General features: G+C 33.5%; 18 protein-coding genes. 4 read left to right on the top strand and 14 right to left on the bottom strand.

All coding sequences use genetic code 11. The features are described 5' to 3' along the window. Positions 1-124: 124 nt before the first annotated feature. The 13 genes from ACTJIW_RS12370 to ACTJIW_RS12310 all read right to left on the bottom strand — a co-directional run bounded on the left by ACTJIW_RS12370 (position 125) and on the right by ACTJIW_RS12310 (position 12,341). Complete coding sequence (locus ACTJIW_RS12370; RefSeq protein WP_440714373.1) at positions 125-673, bottom strand: LemA family protein; 549 nt, start codon at positions 671-673, stop codon at positions 125-127. A 13-nt stretch (positions 674-686) separates the two neighbouring features. Continuing rightward, positions 687-2,276 (bottom strand): DUF3137 domain-containing protein, encoded by a 1,590-nt coding sequence (locus tag ACTJIW_RS12365; RefSeq protein ID WP_440714372.1) that lies wholly within the window; start codon positions 2,274-2,276, stop codon positions 687-689. 124 nt (positions 2,277-2,400) lie between these two features. Continuing rightward, on the bottom strand, positions 2,401-3,321 hold the full coding sequence (locus tag ACTJIW_RS12360) for a DUF1266 domain-containing protein (RefSeq protein WP_440714371.1): 921 nt from the start codon (positions 3,319-3,321) through the stop codon (positions 2,401-2,403). A 26-nt stretch (positions 3,322-3,347) separates the two neighbouring features. Continuing rightward, on the bottom strand, positions 3,348-4,109 hold the full coding sequence (locus ACTJIW_RS12355; protein ID WP_183044608.1) for a DUF1266 domain-containing protein: 762 nt from the start codon (positions 4,107-4,109) through the stop codon (positions 3,348-3,350). Positions 4,110-4,248: 139 nt separating this feature from the next. Next, entirely contained in the window at positions 4,249-5,037 is a 789-nt protein-coding gene (locus ACTJIW_RS12350; protein ID WP_440714370.1) for a hypothetical protein, read from the bottom strand. Between the two features lie 46 nt (positions 5,038-5,083). Next, positions 5,084-5,407, bottom strand: coding sequence for a zinc-ribbon domain-containing protein (locus ACTJIW_RS12345; protein ID WP_440714369.1), 324 nt, complete (start codon positions 5,405-5,407; stop codon positions 5,084-5,086). Between the two features lie 314 nt (positions 5,408-5,721). Further along, a complete protein-coding gene (locus ACTJIW_RS12340; RefSeq protein ID WP_149208344.1) occupies positions 5,722-8,268 on the bottom strand; it encodes a TonB-dependent receptor in 2,547 nt (848 codons plus the stop codon). A gap of 249 nt (positions 8,269-8,517) precedes the next feature. Then, positions 8,518-8,931 carry an RrF2 family transcriptional regulator gene (locus ACTJIW_RS12335; protein WP_012023964.1) on the bottom strand — a complete coding sequence of 138 codons (414 nt, stop codon included), beginning with the start codon at positions 8,929-8,931 and terminating at the stop codon, positions 8,518-8,520. Between the two features lie 82 nt (positions 8,932-9,013). Then, a complete protein-coding gene (locus tag ACTJIW_RS12330; RefSeq protein WP_440714368.1) occupies positions 9,014-9,832 on the bottom strand; it encodes a TPM domain-containing protein in 819 nt (272 codons plus the stop codon). A gap of 3 nt (positions 9,833-9,835) precedes the next feature. Further along, the gene (locus ACTJIW_RS12325) at positions 9,836-10,273 is read right to left on the bottom strand and encodes a TPM domain-containing protein (RefSeq protein ID WP_121362116.1); all 438 of its coding nucleotides are present in this window, start codon (positions 10,271-10,273) and stop codon (positions 9,836-9,838) included. A gap of 93 nt (positions 10,274-10,366) precedes the next feature. Continuing rightward, positions 10,367-10,951 (bottom strand): LemA family protein, encoded by a 585-nt coding sequence (locus tag ACTJIW_RS12320; protein ID WP_012023967.1) that lies wholly within the window; start codon positions 10,949-10,951, stop codon positions 10,367-10,369. A gap of 33 nt (positions 10,952-10,984) precedes the next feature. Further along, positions 10,985-11,317 (bottom strand): MerR family transcriptional regulator, encoded by a 333-nt coding sequence (locus ACTJIW_RS12315; RefSeq protein ID WP_012023968.1) that lies wholly within the window; start codon positions 11,315-11,317, stop codon positions 10,985-10,987. A 46-nt stretch (positions 11,318-11,363) separates the two neighbouring features. Beyond that, positions 11,364-12,341: a peptidoglycan DD-metalloendopeptidase family protein gene (locus ACTJIW_RS12310; protein ID WP_121362115.1), complete on the bottom strand. Its 978-nt coding sequence runs from the start codon at positions 12,339-12,341 to the stop codon at positions 11,364-11,366. Positions 12,342-12,623: 282 nt separating this feature from the next. Between ACTJIW_RS12310 and alaS the strand changes: the two genes are divergently transcribed. Both alaS and ACTJIW_RS12300 read left to right on the top strand, forming a co-directional pair. Next, entirely contained in the window at positions 12,624-15,263 is a 2,640-nt protein-coding gene (alaS, locus tag ACTJIW_RS12305) for an alanine--tRNA ligase (RefSeq protein ID WP_440714367.1), read from the top strand. Positions 15,264-15,434: 171 nt separating this feature from the next. Then, the gene (locus ACTJIW_RS12300; RefSeq protein WP_440714366.1) at positions 15,435-15,812 is read left to right on the top strand and encodes a GxxExxY protein; all 378 of its coding nucleotides are present in this window, start codon (positions 15,435-15,437) and stop codon (positions 15,810-15,812) included. A 93-nt stretch (positions 15,813-15,905) separates the two neighbouring features. On the opposite strand, the gene ACTJIW_RS12295 is transcribed toward ACTJIW_RS12300, so the two are convergent. Beyond that, positions 15,906-17,651 carry an ABC transporter ATP-binding protein gene (locus tag ACTJIW_RS12295; RefSeq protein ID WP_012023971.1) on the bottom strand — a complete coding sequence of 582 codons (1,746 nt, stop codon included), beginning with the start codon at positions 17,649-17,651 and terminating at the stop codon, positions 15,906-15,908. Between the two features lie 180 nt (positions 17,652-17,831). Between ACTJIW_RS12295 and ACTJIW_RS12290 the strand changes: the two genes are divergently transcribed. Next, positions 17,832-18,791 (top strand): GSCFA domain-containing protein, encoded by a 960-nt coding sequence (locus ACTJIW_RS12290; protein WP_440714365.1) that lies wholly within the window; start codon positions 17,832-17,834, stop codon positions 18,789-18,791. A 116-nt stretch (positions 18,792-18,907) separates the two neighbouring features. Then, positions 18,908-20,140, top strand: coding sequence for a glycosyltransferase (locus ACTJIW_RS12285; protein ID WP_440714364.1), 1,233 nt, complete (start codon positions 18,908-18,910; stop codon positions 20,138-20,140). The last annotated feature ends 179 nt before the right edge of the window (positions 20,141-20,319 follow it).

Genomic DNA, 20,319 nt, shown 5'->3' with positions numbered 1-20,319 from the left:
CAAGAAGGATTAATTTAATGTAGAATAAAATTTGTTTTTAAAAGCTTTTTGTGATTTTGGACATAAAAAAAACGAGATGTAAATACTTTACATCTCGTTTTCTGTTTCTTTTTATTCGAATGTATTATTTGTTAAATAATTCTTCTGCATTTACATTTTGGCGTTGCGCTTCTGCTGCCATTTGCCATTCATGCTTTTTGAATCCAAATTTAGAGCCAATTACATTCCCCGGAAAAGTACTAAGCCTATTATTATAATCAGTAATAGATGCACTTAAATAGCGACGGCCGGCGGCTATTTGTTCTTCAGATTCAGTCCATGAATATTGCAAATTCAAAAATTGAGTATTTGCTCTTAAATCAGGATAATTTTCTACTTGCAGCATGATTTGTTTCATCATTTGACTGGCTTCACTATCTGCTTTATATTCAGTTGTATCCGCTTTTAATTGACGTAATTGTGTAATTTTTTCTAATACGTCTTTTTCGTAATTTGTATATTGTTTTACAATTGTTACAAGATTAGGAATAAGCTCACTTCGTTTTATAAATAAAGCATCTAAAGATGAGAATGCATTTTGAATTTGATTACTTCGTACATTTAGTGAGTTGTAAACAGAAATTATAAATATGATTATGGCAATTACAACGATGCCTAAAATTATTGCTGTCATAATGTAAATGGTTTTAATTAGCTTGTTGTTTCCAAATATTGATATTCAGTTTTAGATCATCAATAATTGAAAATTGTTTGTATAAATCTTCATAAAAGGAAACAAGTAATTCTGGATTTAATTTGGTAGTTACTCCAGTTTCAAATTTGTTTATTCGATTATTGTTTGCAGCAATTATTTTATTGTTTATAAAAAAGAAGAAAAGACTTCCTTTTGCTTTATGTGCAATATCTTTAATGTTCTGCATAGTGGTTGGAGTTAAAATATAGCGTGCTTCTACCTGATCATTAGCATATACATCAAACATTTTTGCAAACTCTGGATCTTCCAGCATTATCTTAGCAGAAGGCTTCACTATATTAGAAGAAAAAGAATTACCAATAATAAATTCTGAAATTCCGGCCTTTGGAGAAATTACAATTTGTGTACTAAATGTTTTATTGAATTTGGCCATAAAAAATTGTCCGGAAAAAACTTCTTCAGGCGATTCGTTTTGTAAACGAAAAGTTGGTGTATGGCTCATATACAAGTCACAATATTGAAATGGAACCCCGTTATAGCTGCCAAGTATTTGATCATTTCCTGTAACATCATAATTTTTATCTCTAAATATATCTAGTTCGTGTAATTCTCTTGCTCCAATATAGCCATGCTCTACATATTGAAAAGACGGATTGATAAAAGCAATCATTTTCTTGAAAATCTGCTCTTTAAATGAAGTGTAATTTTCTCCTGAATCTCCAATTTGCTTATATCTCTTTTTCATAATTGGTATGTATACTAAATAAATTAGAGCACAAACAACTCCAAATCCTACTATATAACTAGTAAACAATGAATTTGCATAAGAAGAGGCTTCTTCCGGACTGCTATTACTTGATATGTTAGCTGCTGTTATATAATTAAAAGCTGCAAAACCACCAACAACCAAAACACAAAAAATTATTCCAATGATATAAAGGTTCAATCCTTTTTTTCGGCTTTTTTCAAGGTTTTCCAGTTCAGGAGCCAATTCAGCATCAGCATACTTCTTAAATTCAGGAATTGTTTTTAAGGGAACAGATTCGATAGTTTCAATAACCTTATCACTATTAAGATTTTCTTTAAGATTGTTTACATGATCAATATTTACACCGCTCAATAAAACCTTAAAGTCCGGTTCTATACCTGGAGGTACAGGTAAATTGTACACTTCATTTTGTATTGAAAAACAAACGAAATTTATAGGATACACCCTGACTCTGATTTTACCTAACGGTAATGTTATCTTGTAATCAACAAATTGTGTTATTGAAGCAGCTTTTTTTCCTGCGTTTAAATCATTAAAAAGCTTTTCTATTAATAAATGACGATTATTAAGTATTTTTATTTTTTTAAATATTGAAAATCCAAATGCAATAAGAATGATAGGTATGATCAATTTGTAATAAATAGGAGTACTTGTTGTACTTTCGTTTCCACTGAAGCGAGACAGGAAAACATTAGATAAAACACTTATAACCACAATGCCGATTACTGCATAAAGAGCGAAAGCATAATAGGTTAATTTTTTATCACGATTATGTTCTCGTAAAAGGATTTCTTGTATGTTGTTATTGTTCATTGTATTTTTAAATTATGCAATTATTTATCTTTTAATACAGTAAAAAAATCTAGTATATAGCTGTTGGAAAAAGAGGGACTATAAGCCCCTCTAAAAAATAATCATGTAAAAAGAAATATAAGAACTACTTTAATGGATAAGTATTCCAAATGCTCTTTTTACTGCTTAGCATTGCTAATATCACGGTTGCAAAGTCTATAGGGCTGCCTCCGTACATAAATGCACGGCCAGTCATAAATGAAGCAGCATACTCAGACCAGTTATTATATCTTTCTTTTGCCATTTTTCTGGCAGTTTCCAAATATTGTAAACAAGTTTGCTGATCTATATATCCGGCAGCATAGCAATATCTTGCTACAGAACCTATACGCTCAATATCCCATGCATCAATGTCAGTTGGATTTCCGTCTTCATCAATGTTTAATTTTAGAGCGGGAGCCAGTGCCTGTTCATATTCTTTGATGTCATCTTCAGTATCTTCGTCAATTTCTGCATCTTCTCCTCTGTGACCTTCATCTTTCAGCCATTCCAATATTTCAACTGCATCTTCATGATCTGTAATATTCCAGGCATTTTCAAGCATTTCTTTTAAATCACTTTTATAACCGTTGATTTCAAATGTATCTGTAGGATGCTGGTGCAATATTATTGAACCAATAGAAAGCAGTTCTTTTTTGTCATCAGGTACAGGTTCAATGTTTTCGAAATCGTCATCATCGTCATCGTCATCACCACCGCCAAATAATCCTGAAAAATTATTCATTAGCTGAGTAAAGCTTGAATTAGCTTCAGCGTTGCTGTTTATTTGTTCATTACCAGCAAGATAATTGAATTTAGGACATAACGCCGGATTACTGTAATACTGCATATATGTGCCCATATCCTGCAAGGCAGCAAATTGATATTTAGTACATACTTCTGTCCACTGTTCAGAAGTGATATTTAGGGCTTTAAGTACAGCATCAGTATCAATTGACTGAGTTGTCAAAGCACCAATTGCGGCTGCATATTCTGGTAGGCTTACGCCATGAACTGTATTGCTCATTTTATTTGTGTGTAAATATTAAAGGATTATTTCCAGTCTTTTTCTAATTTCGTATCCCATTTTACCTGAAACGGACTTTTTGTATCTTTTTTTAATTCAGAAATAAATCCTTGACGTTCAGCGTATTTTGATGAGCTGTCTTTAGGATTTTCGTTACTCCAGTATAAATAGCCATACATGTAGCTTCTGTTGTATTCATCCCATGATTTAAAAGTTTTTTGAATACGTTTTGAAACTTCTAATGCTTTGTCTAAAGCTGTATTTTCATCATTAAAACCAGCTACATAAAAACTAGTTAACAAGAAGTTCGCTCTGCCAAGATCCCATCCTAAAATAGCATTATAGCCAAGATCAGTATAAGCATCATATAATAATTGTAAATGAATTTTTTGCTCAGGATCTGTAATAGCAGCTAGTTTAGTTTCAAACTCTTGTTTACTCATCTTATCAATACCAAGTTCTTTTACTTGGTCAACAAATTCTTTGCTGTGCATTCCATTTTCAGATGTAAGTTCCTGAACTTGTTTCATTCCTGAATTTAAATCAGATATTGACCAGTATTGCTGCAGCATTTGTTTTATAGGTTCTTTCATACTGCTGTCCTGACCGCCAACTAAATTATAGTCTCCTTGATTCTGCATAGTCATAATAGCATAAGTACCATTTATAAAACGTGTAGTTTCACTTGCTGTATCAGCAGTGTTTCCTTTTTTGCATCCGGTTAATAAAAAGCATGTTGTTAATACAAGAGTTGCACTTAGGTTAAAAAACTGTTTTACTTTGTTCATTTTGTTCATTTTAATGTTTAATAATTGGTTTTAAAAAATTATCTTTTAAGTATTTTATCTTTTTCAATTTTAAATTCTATTTGTTCAAAAGAAAATATGCCTTTCCATGAAGTTGCAAAACTTTCTTTATTGAAATGAATTATGCTGTAGCAGGTATTTGTAAACCGTTTTGTAGAAGTTCTAAAAAAACATCAGGGCTTGTTATCTGCGAATAAAAAATTACAAACATTTCATCACCGCTTTTGTTGAATGCTATAATATTACCATCATGAGTAATAGAAGCAGTCTGCATATCGGTAAAGAAAAAGTCTTTATTATTGATCATTACTTTTGTCTTGGATACGAGTATATTTTTATTGTATTTGCTTAATCTTGAAAGTGGGTCATGAACCATTTGATTCATAGTTGGATTATTGTCTGATGATGTTTTAAAAATAATATCGTTTCCGTTGTCCTGTTGTTGAATTAAAATTGGCGTACGTTGTTTTTGATAAAGATTTTTAAAATTCTGTATTAATTCCATATAATTTTTCACCTGCGGATCAATAATATGCCACTCATCATCATCATTTTTTTGAAAGCCAAGATGTAGTAAAGACATTTTGCCACTGTAAAAGCTTACTTCGTTTTTAATATCCCTAATAAGGATTTGTTTTCTTTCTTTGGTTTTTCGATTGATAACTGTAATATCTGTTTCTGAAAGTTCAAAACTTTCTTTTGGGAGTATTTTGCGGGATAGTACAAAAAAGAAAATACCGCCAATTAGGAAAAGAAAAAGGCTTTTTTTTGACTCATTTGCTAATTCTGGCATTTGTTCAGAATACTTAAATAAAATGAAAAAACAACCAGCACCAATTGTCAGGCATAATATAGCAGCTGCCATTAATAAATTGCTGTTTAATGAACTAGAGTTATATGTCTTTTTCATAATGTTTTATTTGTGGTAAAAAGTTTAACAAGAAGTGTGAAATGATTTAATGTTTTTTCCAGTAAACTATTATTGTGATTATTATAGAAATAATAAGACCAGTGAAGAACCATATTTTAGGACTTGGAAGTTTTGTCTTATATTCCTCTATGTAAGAAGTTGGCATAGTATGATCATCAGTACTATATCCGCAGCTGCTGCATACCGTTACACCTGAGCGGGATAAAGGTATCATAGGAATAAACCAAATATGATAGTATTTTTGATAATACTGAATTTGAGTAGTATTGTTTTTCCCGCATCCTGTACAGGTTATATTGTTTGTCTGCTCTTTTTTTGTTTTTACTGTTCGTGTTCCGTAAACAATCATGATGTTTTTTATAGTTATTGTCTAATCAAGAATTTGTTTCTTTTTAAATAATTGATTTTTAGTGAATTGTGTAAATGGTGTAAAACGAGAGCAAATTTATTGCGCAGAATTTCTATGAAATGCCCCTAAAAGTTTAAAGTATGATAAAATAAGGTATTTTTTGATGGAGGAAATATTGTTGGACAGGAGTTATTTATAATAAAAAACCTAAATCAAATGGAGAGTTTGATTTAGGTTTTTGGAAAACAAAAAAAAACAGGATATGCTTTACACATATCCTGTTGATTTAGTTTTTAGCTTTTATTTTATATGTTTTATAAGCTGTATTTCAATGTAATTCCGTAAGTTCTTTGGTCTCCCAATACACCAGCATATTGTCCTGCGTTACCACCTGCAGGCAATAATTGCTCATAGTAATCTTTATTTAAAAGGTTACGTCCCCAGAAGTGAACAGACAAACCTTGTGATGCGCGGAAACCTAAGCGGGCATTAAAAATTGCATAACCCTGAACTACTAAATATTTTGAAGCCGAAGGGCTTGATGAAAATTCAGAACGAGCATAAGAGTCAACAGCTAAGAAAACTTTTCCTGCGTTTCCAAAAAATCTTGCATTATCAGAAAGCTCACCGCCTAATGATCCTGCCCATCTTGAAGCACCTGGAAGATTAGTTCCTGAAACATCTTTGAAAGATACTGGAGCTCCTGTTTCTTCTAACGGCAGCGGTGCATTTGTAAATTTCACATAAGTACCATCAGTGTAAGTTACGGCACCATTTATTGTTAAGTTTGGACTTATAACAAAACTTCCGTCTACTTCAACACCTTGTACACGTACTTTATCAGCATTGGCAAGATAACCGCGGTTTACACCCAATTCAGCTGCCTGAACGTTAGTTTGGAAATCTTTAATATCAGTTTTAAATAATGCAATATTGAAGATTGAGTTTCTAAAAGGAGAAGTTTTTACTCCCACTTCATAATGATATACTTTTTCAGGTTTAATTACCGCAAGATCAAGTAACGGCTGACCAGCAGAGTTAGTTGGAAGTCCGGCAACGTTTACACCAACTGGTTTGTAGCTTTTTGCAAAAGTTCCGTAAGCATTGATTTTGTCTGAAGCTTTAAAAGTAACCGTAATGTTTCCAGAAAAGTCAGTATTGTCAGTACTTGAATCAAAAGCCTGATCAGAATAAACCAGTTTTTTCAAAGCCAATAACTGCGGATCTGTTGTTTGTAAACCTCCGTATGTTGTACGTGCGTAATGCGCGTCTTTTTTGTCAAAATTATATCTTAAACCAGGTAAAATGTGTAAACGATCTGTAATTGCCCAGTCAATTTGTCCAAATACAGCAGCACTAGATGCTCTGATTCTTGCATCAGTTTTGATTCCGTATCCTTCAAAAAGCCCTGGTGTTTTCCATAAGTTACTTGTTGTGCTTTGAGAAAATCTCCATTGTGCATTTCCAGATTCTTCAGTTCCATCAGTCTGTGATGTCTGGTCAATAAAAAATACTCCGGCAACACCGCTTATTTTAGAAGTAATCTGTCCTGCGTAACGAACCTCTTGTGTAATTTGTGTTTGTCTTGTAGGGTTTTGAGATTTAGCCAAAACTTGTAATCCTGTAAAATCTCGGTCATTTGACGGATCCCAGTTCCAGAAACGCCATGCTGTAGTAGAAGTAAGAGTTCCGCCTCCAATTTTTGTATCAACATTTAAAGAGAAACCTCCCATATCCTGATTAGAACGCCAAGGTGTATCCTGATCAATTTTACGGTCAAAAGCATTTAAACTTGGTAATTGATAATTTAAATCGGCAATAATGGCGTCAAACTGGCGGTAAGCTGCTCTTTGTGTTGGAGCAACGCCAGCAACAACCTGCGCATATCCGTCTGGGCGCTGTGTTGTAATATCAGCAGCAAAAATAACATTTGTATTTACAGTTGGAGTCCAAAGCAATTGTCCTCTAATCCCCTGATTATTTAAAGTGTTTGTAGATCTTCCAGTTGCAATATTGTCAACTAAACCGTCACGTGAAGTACCTGAAAACGATAATCTACCTGCCACTTTTTTACCTAGAGCACCTGTAACAGAAGCTTTAGCCTGTAAGAAAGAATAATTTCCATAACTAACCTCAAAATCAGCACCTGAAGTAAAACTTGGTTTGCGTGTTGTAATATTGAAAGCTCCCGAAGTTGTATTTTTTCCAAATAAAGATCCTTGAGGGCCGCGTAAAACCTCGATTTGTTCTACATCAATAAAATCTAGAGTAGTGGCAGCCGGACGGGCATAGTAAACACCATCAACATAAAAACCAACACCCGGATCAATTCCGTCGTTTGTTAATCCAAAAGGAGAACCTAAGCTTCGAATATTAATACCTGTATTTCTTGGGTTTGAAGAATAAAGCTGTACAGAAGGAACTAATTCTTTAATACGGTTTACGTTAAAAGCTCCGGTTTGTTCTGCTTGTTTTCCTGTAATTACAGAAATAGCGATTGGCACATCCTGAACTTTTTCGATTCTTCTTCTTGAAGAAACGACAACTTCAATAAGTTCGTTTTCTTCTTTAAGTGCAACCTGCAGCGGATTTGCTGGGATTGCTGTAAGTTCGATTTCAGCAGTTGTATAACCTACATACTGAATTAAAAGTGTTAATGGAAGTCTTCCTTTAGAATCGATTATAAATTTACCGCTGTTATCAGTAACAGCACTATTTGTAGTTCCTTTAACTACTACGTTTACAGCTTCTAAAGGAACATTTTCACTTGTTGTAACTACACCTTCAATATTTTGAGCGAATGAGATAGAGAAGGTTAAAAAGAATAATATTGTAAAGATATTTTGTATTGATGTTTTCATTTTTATATTAAGTATATGTGATTAGTAGAATTTAAAATAAATTTTTTTTAAATCAACATATACACATCATAGATGAATTTCTTTTTACAGAAGCAGAAAGCTTTGTTTGGTTATTTTGCAAAAGTTTTGTGACACCTGATGAACTAAAATGTACTTTCATGTTAAAAATTTTGTAAATGGTTAGTTAAATATTTTGTGCAAATATAAATATTAATTCTATCGATTTACTAGGAATTAGAAAATATTTTTTTATTTTTTTACTAATGAGGCGATTGTGATACCTTCCATTGCCTTTAAAGTTTTGTCTCTAATAAGCATTAAACCGTGACGCAGACTGCATTCAGACTCGGTTTTGCAATCAGAGCAAGGCTCGTAAAAATTTAAAGAAGCACATGGCAAAAGTGCAATTGCACCGTCAAATAATCGGTGAATTTCTGCCAGAGTGATGTCATTTTTGGATTTTATCAGATAGTATCCGCCAAATTTTCCCTGCTTACTGCTTACAAAACGTCCTCGTTTTAGATCTAATAGAATCTGTTCTAAAAACTTTTTAGGAATATTAGCGCCATCAGCAATTTCCACAGTTCTGGAAATGTGATTTTCGTCTTGTTCTGCTAAATAAAGTAAGGCCTTAAGGGCGTATTTTGCTTTATGTGATAACATCTATATTGAATTGTAATTTGTAAAAGTATGAAATTATTAATTATTGTTAACTGAAAACTGTGACTGAAAACTTTTTTCTTTTCTACCAGCTTCCTCCAGAACCTCCTCCAGAGAATCCGCCTCCGCCAAATCCACCGCCGAAGCCTCCGCCTCCGCCAGATGATCCGCCTCCAAAACCTCCAAATCCACCGCCGCTGCTTCTGCCAAGACTGCTTAAAAGAATTACATCCATAAGACTTGGGCCTCCGCCATTGCTGCCAGAATTTCCTCCACCGCCTCTTTTGCCTCTTGAAAGTAAAATTAAAACAATTACAACAATAACAATAAAGGGCAGTATTGGGAAATCGTTTCCTTTAGACTGTTTGCGTTCGCCTTTATATTTTCCTTTAAAAACATCAAAAAGTGCATCCGCACCTTTATCAAGTCCGCGGTAATAACTTCCTGCTTTAAATTCAGGGATAATAATATTTCTGGTAATTTCGCCGCCAATTCCTGCCGTCAAACGATCTTCTAAACCATAACCAGGAGAAATCCAGATTCTTCTTTCGGCTTTAGCCAATAAAATTAATACACCATTATCTTCTTTAGCCTGTCCAATTCCCCATTCCTGCGCCCATTTTGGTGTCAGGATTCCAATATCTTCGCCTTTAAGGCTTTCGATGGTAATAACAACAATTTGGGTTGAGGTTGAATCTGAGTAACGAATTAATTTTTCTTCTAATTGTGTTTTTTCAGAAGCACTTAAAACGTTGGCATAATCGTAAACAGAAGTTTGAAAATCAGGTTTTTTTGGAATATCAAATTGTGCAAAAATTGTATTGCAGATAAAAAACGCGATAAACAAAAAACTAAACTGAAAAATTCTATTGGAATTTGAGATTTTATTTTTGGAATTTTTCATTATTTATCCTTTTGAGATTTCGTTAGATAATTCGTTTATATCGTCTTCCTGAGATGGGAAATATTTTTTAAGCTGTTCGCCGGCATTCAAAATACCGTCTACAATTCCTTGTTTAAAATTGCCGGCTTTAAAATGATTTGTCATAATATCTTTTGTACAATGCCAAAAGTCATCAGCAACAAGATCATTAATTCCTTTATCGCCGCAAATCACGAAGTTTTTATCTTCAACTGCAAAATAGAGCAGTACGCCATTCTGCAATTTAGTTTCATCCATTCGTAATTGATGAAAAACTTCTAAAGCCCTATCAAAATGGACTTTAGAAGTTGTTTTTTCTATATGTACTCTAATTTCGCCAGAAGTGTTATTTTCGGCCATGCGAATAGCTTCAACAATTTCGTGTTCTTCTTCTTTGGTTAAAAAATCTTCTACTTTTGACATGGAAATTATTTTAGAGTTTAGAGTTTAGATTGTAGATTTTAGATTGCAGATTAAATCTGAAATCTAAAATCGCTAATCAAAAATATTAAATCTTTAGAATTTTACTTCAACTGGCTTGTCTGCTCCTGTAGAAGCTTCGAAGTATGGTTTTTCTTTATACTCGCTCAAGAACCAGTTATTAGGAATTTTTAAAACATATCCGTTGTAAACTTGTACAGCTTCGTTAAAACGAGTTCTAGCTGTTAAAATCTGATTTTCTGTACTTGCCAGTTCATCCTGTAATTTTAGGAAGTTTTCATTAGCTTTTAAAGTTGGGTATTGCTCAACAGAAACTAATAATCTAGATAATGAAGAACTTACACCGCTTTGTGCCTGGTTAAATTGTGCTAATTGCTCTGGAGTTACATTGCTAGGGTCAATTGTTACAGATGTAGCTTTTGCACGAGCTTCGATTACCGCTGTTAAAGTAGATTTTTCAAAATCAGCAGCACCTTTTACTGTGTTTACTAAATTTCCAATAAGGTCATTACGTCTTTGGTAAGCCGTTTGTACGTTACCCCATTCTTTATTTACAGCCTGACTGTGTTGTAAAGCAGTATTTTTAATTCCAATCGACCAAAATGCGATGATAGCGATAAATGCGACAATAATTCCAACAGGGATTAACCACTTTTTCATATTTGTTTAATTTAAGTTTATTTCTATTTTTAATTACAATTCGTTTTTGATGTCGTTTAATTGCGTTTTTATGGACTCTAATTTACGTATTATTTCGAATTTATCTAACGTTTTCTTCTGACCTTCTTTTAAATGCGTTTTGGCTCCTTCAAGTGTAAAGCCCCTTTCTTTTACCAAGTGATAAATCAATTGGAGATTGGTTATATCTTCCGGAGTAAACATTCTGTTGCCTTTGGCGTTCTTTTTAGGTTTCAGGATATCAAATTCGCTGTCCCAAAATCGTATCAAGGATGCATTGACATTAAAGGCTTTGGCTACTTCGCCAATGCTGTAATATCTTTTATCTTTTGAAAGCTCAATATGCATGTTTTTTTATTTCTAATTTATTTCAAAAATAATACTTTTTGCAGTATTAATCTAATGACTGATTTTCCTGGTTTGCCATTTGCGAAATTGCGACGTATTCTGCTGCCGAAATATTGCCGTAATAGAAGTTCAGCGGGTTTACGACTTTTCCATCTTTATGTACTTCGTAATGACAATGTGGTCCTTCAGATCTTCCTGTACTTCCTACATAACCTATAACGTCGCCTCTTTTGACTTTTTGTCCTGGTCTGCAGTTGTATTTGCTTAAATGCGCATATAAACTTTCATATCCAAAACCGTGCCTGATCACAACATGGTTTCCAAAGCCTGAAGCTGTGTCATCTGCTCTTGCCACAACGCCGTCTCCAGTGGCATAAACCGGAGCTCCGGTGTTGGCAGTAAAATCCATTCCGTTATGCATTTTTCTCACTTTCGTGAAAGGATCAATTCTGTATCCAAAACCAGAAGCAACACGTTTTAAATTTTCATTCTGAACAGGCTGAATTGCCGGAATCGCCAATAATAAACTTTCTTTTGCTCCGGCTAATTTCAATATTTCATCTAATGATTTAGATTGAATTGCTAATTCTTTCGAAAGCTTATCTACTCTTTTTGTGGTATTCAAAACCAGCTGGGAGTTGTTATAACCTTCTAATGCTTTATATCTTTCAGGATTTCTAAAACCAGCTTTTCTAATAGAATCGGGAATTTCTGCTTTATTAAAATACACCCGGTAAATATTATTATCACGTTCTTCCAGGGCATCTGCAGCAGCGTCGATTTCGTCCAGTTTTTTATTCAAAATCGAATATTGAAGTTTTAAATTTTCAATTTCACGTGCCTGAAGCCGATCTTTTGGAGTTTCAAAGTAAGGTGTGTTAATTAAAAGTACAAAAACTAAAAAGCCAAACAATGCCGAAGCCACTAAAAACAGTAATGCGTAACCAATTTTTATTCTTTTTCTGGTTTTTATTTTCGTATAAGCCAGATTTTCTGAGTCGTAATAATATTTTACTTTCGCCATATTTTAAAATACGCTATTTTTGCAGCTTGTAAAATAACTTAGACGAACAAAATGGCTAAATGCTGCAGTTATTCGGGGGACTTTTTTACAAGAACAAAATAATTTGATAATTTGGGGGAATTACATAAATTATATAATGCGCAAAATAGGCAATTTATTGTTGTAAAACATAAGTTTTTAATTTTCGATTTTAAAATTAACGCATTATTAATTTGATAGGATTTCTAATTGTCACATTATCAAATCAACACATTTTAAACAGACACATTTTCTAATTTAAATATGAAATCACAAGACGTACGTAAACAATTTTTAGATTTTTTTGAGAGTAAAGGTCATACTATTGTTCCTTCAGCTCCTATTGTACTTAAAGACGACCCAACCTTAATGTTCAATAACTCGGGAATGGCCCAGTTTAAAGAATTTTTCTTAGGAAACGGAACTCCAAAAAGTCCTAGAATAGCCGATACGCAAAAATGTCTTCGTGTTTCAGGAAAACATAACGATCTTGAAGAAGTAGGTATTGACACGTACCACCATACGATGTTTGAAATGTTAGGAAACTGGTCTTTTGGTGATTACTTCAAAAAAGAAGCAATTAACTGGGCTTGGGAACTATTGACAGAAGTGTATAAAATTCCAAAAGAGAATCTTTATGTTTCTGTTTTTGAGGGAAGTAAAGAAGATAACGTTCCGTTTGATCAGGAAGCTTGGGATATCTGGAAAACATTAATCGACGAGGACAGAATTATTCTTGGAAACAAAAAAGATAACTTCTGGGAAATGGGAGACCAAGGACCATGCGGACCTTGTTCTGAAATTCACGTTGATTTACGTTCTGCAGAAGAAAAAGCTTTAGTTTCTGGAAAAAGTCTGGTAAACAATGATCACCCGCAAGTTGTTGAAATCTGGAATAATGTATTCATGGAATTCAACCGTAAAGCAGATGGTTCGTTAGAAAAACTTCCTGCACAGCACGTAGATACCGGAATGGGATTTGAGCGTTTGTGTATGGCATTACAAGGAAAAACATCAAACTATGATACTGATGTTTTCATGCCATTAATTAGAGAAATCGAAACGATTACAGGTGCAAAATATACAACTAATGATGTAACAGGCATTAGTGAAGAACAAAATAAAATGAATATTGCTATTCGTGTAGTGGCAGATCACGTTCGTGCGGTAGCTTTTGCTATTGCAGATGGTCAGCTGCCATCTAACACAGGAGCTGGTTATGTAATTCGTAGAATTTTGCGTCGTGCAATTCGTTACGGATTTACTTTCTTAAATACGAAAGAGCCATTTATCTATAAATTGGTTGAAACTTTAAGCGAGCAGATGGGAGATTCTTTCCCGGAAATCAGAACGCAGAAAGCACTTTGTTCGAATGTAATTCGTGAAGAAGAAAATTCATTCCTGAAAACATTAGATCAGGGATTAATTCTTTTAGATGCTGTAATTTTAAATAATACAGGAGATACAATTGATGGTAAAAAAGCTTTCGAATTGTACGATACATACGGTTTCCCGATTGATTTAACCGCTTTGATCCTTTCTGAAAGAGGATTGAAATTAGACGAAGAAGGATTCCAGAAACAATTGCAATTGCAAAAAGAAAGATCTCGTGCAGCATCAAAAGTGACTGCTGGTGACTGGAACGTAATTGTAGAAGACGATATTCAGGAATTTGTTGGATATGACAGATTATCACAACAAGTTAAAATCACGAAATACCGCAGAGTTGAAAGTGTTAAAGATGGTGAGATTTTCCAATTGGTTTTCAATGCAACGCCATTTTATGGAGAAAGCGGAGGACAAACAGGAGATAAAGGATATCTTGAAGCTCAAAACGGTGATATCGTGTATATTATCGATACTAAAAAAGAGAATAACCAAACGATACATTTAACACAGTCGTTACCGGAAAATATTACCGGTACTTTTAATGCAGTTGTTGATGCAAACCAGAGAGCCAAAACTTCGTCAAATCACTCGGCTACGCACTTATTGCACCAAGGTTTACGTAAGATTTTAGGAACGCACATTGAACAAAAAGGATCAATGGTTCGTAATGCTTCATTGCGTTTTGACTTTTCTCACTTCTCTAAAGTGACTGATGAAGAGTTGTTAGAAGTAGAAAACTTTGTAAATGCAAGGATTCGTGAGAGTTTGCCATTAATTGAAAAAAGAGCAATTCCAAAAGAACAAGCTCTTGAAGATGGAGCAATTGCTTTGTTTGGAGAGAAATACGGTGATCTAGTTCGTACTATTAAATTTGGAGATTCTGTCGAATTATGCGGAGGAACTCACGTTGCGAATACATCTGACATCTGGCATTTTAAAATTGTTTCAGAAGGAGCTGTTGCAGCTGGAATTAGAAGGATAGAGGCAATTACTAGTGAAGCAGCAAAAGAATATTTTGAGTCTCAGGCTGTTTCTTTAGCAGAAATTAAAGAAGCACTTAAAAATGCTCAGGATCCGGTGAAATCGATCTTGGCATTACAAGACGAAAATGCACAGTTGAAAAAACAATTAGAAGCTTTATTAAAAGATAAAGCTAAAAATATGAAAGCTGATTTGGCTAAAGAATTACAAGAAATCAATGGCGTTCAGTTTTTAGCAAAACAAGTTGATTTAAACCCAGAAGGAGCAAAAGATTTAGCTTACGAATTAGGTGGTTCTTATAACAACTTATTTGTAGTTTTCGCAACGGCTCACGAAGGAAAACCAATGTTAACTTGTTACATCTCTAAAGAAATTGTAGCATCCAAAAATCTAAACGCAGGACAAGTTGTTCGCGAATTAGGTAAATACATCCAAGGCGGCGGCGGAGGTCAGCCTTTCTTCGCTACAGCAGGAGGTAAAAATGTTGATGGAATTGCTGAGGCTTTAGCTAAAGCGGTGGATTTCGTCAAGTAGTTTTTTTTATTCTCGCAAAGACGCAGAGTCGCAAAGTTTAATTTTTAAGCTTTGCGACTTTTTTTTAAGTCCAATTTAATCGTTAAGATTTTTTTGTTGAGTTGATGGTGTTTTAATCTCGCAAAGTTTTTAAATTTTATTTTTGTAAGTTTATACTTTAATTTTTTAAGAATGAATGAGAATGAAATTTCGGCTATTGTAGTTGATGTTTGCTATAAAATACATGTCAAATTAGGGCCAGGATTATTGGAATCAGTTTATGAAGCGATTTTGTTTCATGAATTAACAAAGAGAGGATTAAGTATAGAGAGGCAAAAAACGTTGCCTGTTATTTGGGATCAAATAAATCTGGATATTGGATTTAGAGCAGATCTAATTGTTGAAAATAAAGTAATTCTAGAAATTAAGTCTATCGAACAATTAACAGATGTACATGCAAAACAAGTTCTTACATATCTAAAAATCACAAAAATGAAGTTAGGTTTACTCATTAACTTTAATGTACCAATTATCAAATTTGGGATAAAAAGAGTTGTTTCTAATCTTTAGTAAAACACTTAAAAACTTAAATAAAAAAAAGAGTCGCAAAGCTTAAAAATAAACTTTGCGACTCTGCGTCTTTGCGAGATTCTTTACCCGTGCCTATTTTCGCTCGCCAATCTGCTGGCGCCACATAGCGTAGTACAATCCTTTTTCGACAATTAAATCTTCGTGTTTACCTTGCTCAATGATTTTACCTTGTTCCAGAACAAAGATTCTATCAGCGTGCATAACGGTTGATAAACGGTGAGCGATTAAAACTGTGATTCGGTTTTTGTCTGAGATATTTCGAATCGTATCGTTGATTTCTTCTTCGGTAATTGAATCCAAAGCAGAAGTTGCTTCATCAAAAATCAATAAATTCGGATTTCTAAGAATAGCTCTGGCGATAGATAAACGCTGTTTTTCTCCACCCGAAACTTTAATTCCGCCTTCACCAATTGTAGTATTTAAACCATCTTCGGCACGTCTTAAAAGTTTGTCGCAGCTTGCTCGTTTTAAAGCGTCGTATAAATCCTCGTCGGTTGCATTTGGTTTAACAAACAATAAGTTTTCGCGAATAGTTCCTGAAAACAATTGCGCATCCTGAGTTACAAATCCAAGTTGTTTTCTCAGATCAAGCAAATCAATATCTGTTGAATCAATATCATTGTAAAGAACCTGACCTTCGGCTGGAGTGTATAAACCGACTAATAGTTTTACTAAAGTTGTTTTTCCGGAACCAGACGGACCGACAAACGCAACAGTCTGCCCTTGTTTAATTTCGAAATTGATATTTTCTACAGCTTTAAATTTGGCTGTTTTATGCTGAAAACTCACATTTGAGAATAACAATGACTGAATTGCTCCAACATGTTTTGGATTCTGCGGACGAAATTCTTTTGGAGCACTTAATAAAGTTTTGAAATTCTCCATAGATACTTTGGTTTCATTCAATGCAATAATGAAATTTCCAAGTTCCTGAAGCGGACCAAAAATGAAAAATGTAAAGAAAACCATTGTAAGCAAATCACCCACAATAATTTTTCCTCCAAATAAGAAATAGTACAAAGTAAAAACCACACAAGTTCTTAAAAAGTGAACTGTTGTTCCCTGAATAAAACTTAAGCTTCGAATAAATCTGATTTTTTCTAATTCTAACTGCAGGATTTTAAAAGTGTTTAGATTTAAACGCTTCTCTTCCTGATAAGTCAAACCAAGACTTTTTACCAATTCGATGTTTCGTAAACTCTCCGTTGTAGAACCCGCCAAAGCATTGGTTTGGTTTACGATTTTTTTCGAAACAATTTTAATCTTTTTACCCAGATAAGAACTTACCAAAGCAATAATTGGTGCTGTGATTAAAAAGATAATCGAGATTCTGTAATCAATGCGTGCAACATAGAGAATTACAAATATAAATCCGATAATGGTTTGAAAAATAAGCGAAATAGAAAGTGTAATCAGTTTTTCTGAATCAGAACGTACTTTGGTTAATTTGCTCAAAGTTTCACCGCTTCGCTGATCTTCAAATTCAGCATAAGGAAGATCTAAAGATTTTTTAATTCCGTCAGTATACATTTGAGCGCCGGTTCTTTGAATCACGACATTGGTAAAGTAATCCTGAAAGTTCTTAGTAATTCTGGAAATCATGGCCGCACCAAGCGAAAGCCCAAGCCAGAAAGATAAAGATTTAATAAAGCCGGCAGCATTTCCGTCGTATTTATGCAGACCAACCCCGCAGTCCTGCATTAATTTACCGGTAATAATAGAATCTGATAAACTGAAACAAATGTTTATCGAGGCCATAATCAAAGCAAAAAACAACAAAAGTTTATGTTTGATTATGTAAGAATATAATAATTTCATAGAGTATTTAAAAAAATGGAAGATGCAAAAGTAAGCAATTGTTTTAGTTTCTGAAGTTCATTTTTGTTATTAAAAATCTAATTTTTTTACAGATGCAGTTATTATAAAAACCAAATACTTTTCGTATTTGGTTTTTTTATTGGTGAAAATTGGTGAAATTCGTGTTTAAATTTAGAAATCATGCAATTCAGAACCCAAATTCCAATTTCAAAAAGTAATTTTCCAATCGATTATAATTCGAAAATACTTTCTATTGGTTCTTGTTTTGCAGAAAATATGGCAGCGAAATTTGATTATTTTAAATTTCAAAATGAAACCAATCCGTTTGGGATTATTTTTAATCCTGTTTCAATTGAAAAGCTGTTTGAAAGAGTTTGTAACAAACAGTGGTTTACAGAAAAAGACGTTTTCTTTTACAACGAGCGCTGGCATAGTTTTGAGGTTCATTCTGATTTAAGTAATGCTGACAGGCAGGAATTACTGGAAACGCTCAACAAAGCTATTACAGAAACCAATAAACAATTAAAAGAAGCTTCACATATCATCATTACATTTGGTACTTCCTGGGTTTACAGAAACCTCGAAAGTGAGCAAATAGCGGCCAATTGTCATAAAGTCCCGCAAAAACAATTCTCAAAAGAATTATTATCTGTTGATGTAATTCAGAAAAGCATTCAAAAAACAATAGATTTAATTCAGGTTTTAAATCCTGATATTAATTTCATTTTTACAATTTCGCCGGTACGCCACATAAAAGATGGATTTGTAGAAAACCAGTTAAGTAAATCTCATTTGTTTTCGACTTTACATCAAGTTTTAAAAACGCATAATTCGAAACTCATAACTCATAGCTATTTTCCTTCTTACGAAATTATGATGGACGAACTTCGCGATTATCGTTTTTATAATGAAGATATGCTTCACCCCAATCAAATTGCCATTGATTACATTTGGAAACTGTTCAGCGAAAATTACATTTCGCAAGAAAGTGTTTCAATAATGCAGGAAGTAGACGAAATTCAAAAAAGCCTTCGCCACAGAAGCTTCAATCCAGAATCTGAACAACACCAAAAATTCTTAACTAAACTTCAGCAGAAAATAAACCTTTTAGGAGAAAAATTACCACACATTAAATTCTAAATCGGGGGATCAAATAGTATTCTAATCTCAAAAATAGGTAATATCTTACTTTTTGGTATCTTTGCGTTTGTTAATCAAAGTAAATTTTTGTTTTAACTCTAAATTTAAGTTGAGAAATGAAAGCATTAGAATCCAAAAGAGGACTGCCCCGTATTATTTATATAGGAAATGATGAGCCAGATCTTAAATCTGTAAAATTAGCCAGTTATGAGTCTAATGATTTAGAGGTAATGTATTTAAAGGATGATAAGGATATTAATAGATCTATCATTTCATTTAATCCAGACTGTATTGTAACTACTGTTAGTTCTCCTGAGCATTATCTCAATCTGATGAACCTGCCAATAGACATAAGAAGAAGATGGATAAATTTACCAGATTCAAAAAAAGATGATATTGGTGAAATCGCATACAATTGTGCGATGAATTATATTCTGTCCTATCAGACTCATGATTTGATTTCTTTTTTTACACCGATTTATAATACAGGTGAAAAACTTTTAAGGACTTATGAATCAATAAAAAATCAAAGCTATATTAATTGGGAATGGATAATAGTAAACGACTCAAATGATAACGGAAAAACTCTAAAGATTGCTGAAGATATAGCTGCAAAAGATCTACGTGTTAAAGTGTATGATTTTAAAGAAAAATCAGGAGGAGTAATTGGTGAAGTTAAATATCGTGCTGCGTGTATGTGTAATGGAGATTACCTGGCAGAACTGGATCATGACGATTATCTTATACCAGATTGTGCTTTTAATATAGTAGAAGCATTTAGAAAGTATCCGGAAGCTGGGTTTGTTTATTCAGACTGCGCAGAAATTGATGAGAACTGGAATTCTTTAACTTATCCAGAGGAGTTTGCTTTTGGTTACGGGAAATACGAAAACCAATTTGTAATGGGGAAATTGATGCAGGTCTATATTTCTATGAATATCAACCCCAAAACAATTCGTCATATAGTTGGAATACCCAATCATATTAGGGTATGGAGAAAATCGTTATATCATCAAATTGGAGGACATAGAAGAAGATTATCTATTGCAGATGATTACGAATTAATGGTACGGACTTTTCTAGCGACCCAATTAGTAAGAGTACCTAAAATAGGTTATTTACAATTTATTTATTCTAACGAAAATGCTGCCAATACCCACGATACGGCCAGAGCAGATATTCAACGCAGGGTTAGAACTATTGCCGCTTTTTATAATCAAAAAATAAAAGAGCGATTTGAAGAACTTGGCGTAAAAGATTGGGCGTACGAAGAAAATCCAACAAATCCATTATTAACGCAAAGCAAATTTGGAGCAGAAGAAGGAGCAGTAAACCTGACTTTAGATTAACATAGAAATTTAGAGATATTAGAAGTCTGGATTTTCAATTTTTAATAGACCTTTAATGTAAAGAATTAACTTTTTATAATATTAAGACAAAAAGGGGCAGTGCTGATATTCTCAGCGCTGTTCCTTTTTTGTTTGTATTTGGAATATTTGAAAATGTGAGAAATTAACTATTTAACAGT

Source organism: Flavobacterium sp. 22659 (assembly GCF_052044235.1).
Classification (GTDB): Bacteria; Bacteroidota; Bacteroidia; order Flavobacteriales; family Flavobacteriaceae; genus Flavobacterium; species Flavobacterium johnsoniae.
This window is presented reverse-complemented; position numbering and strand designations above follow the sequence as displayed.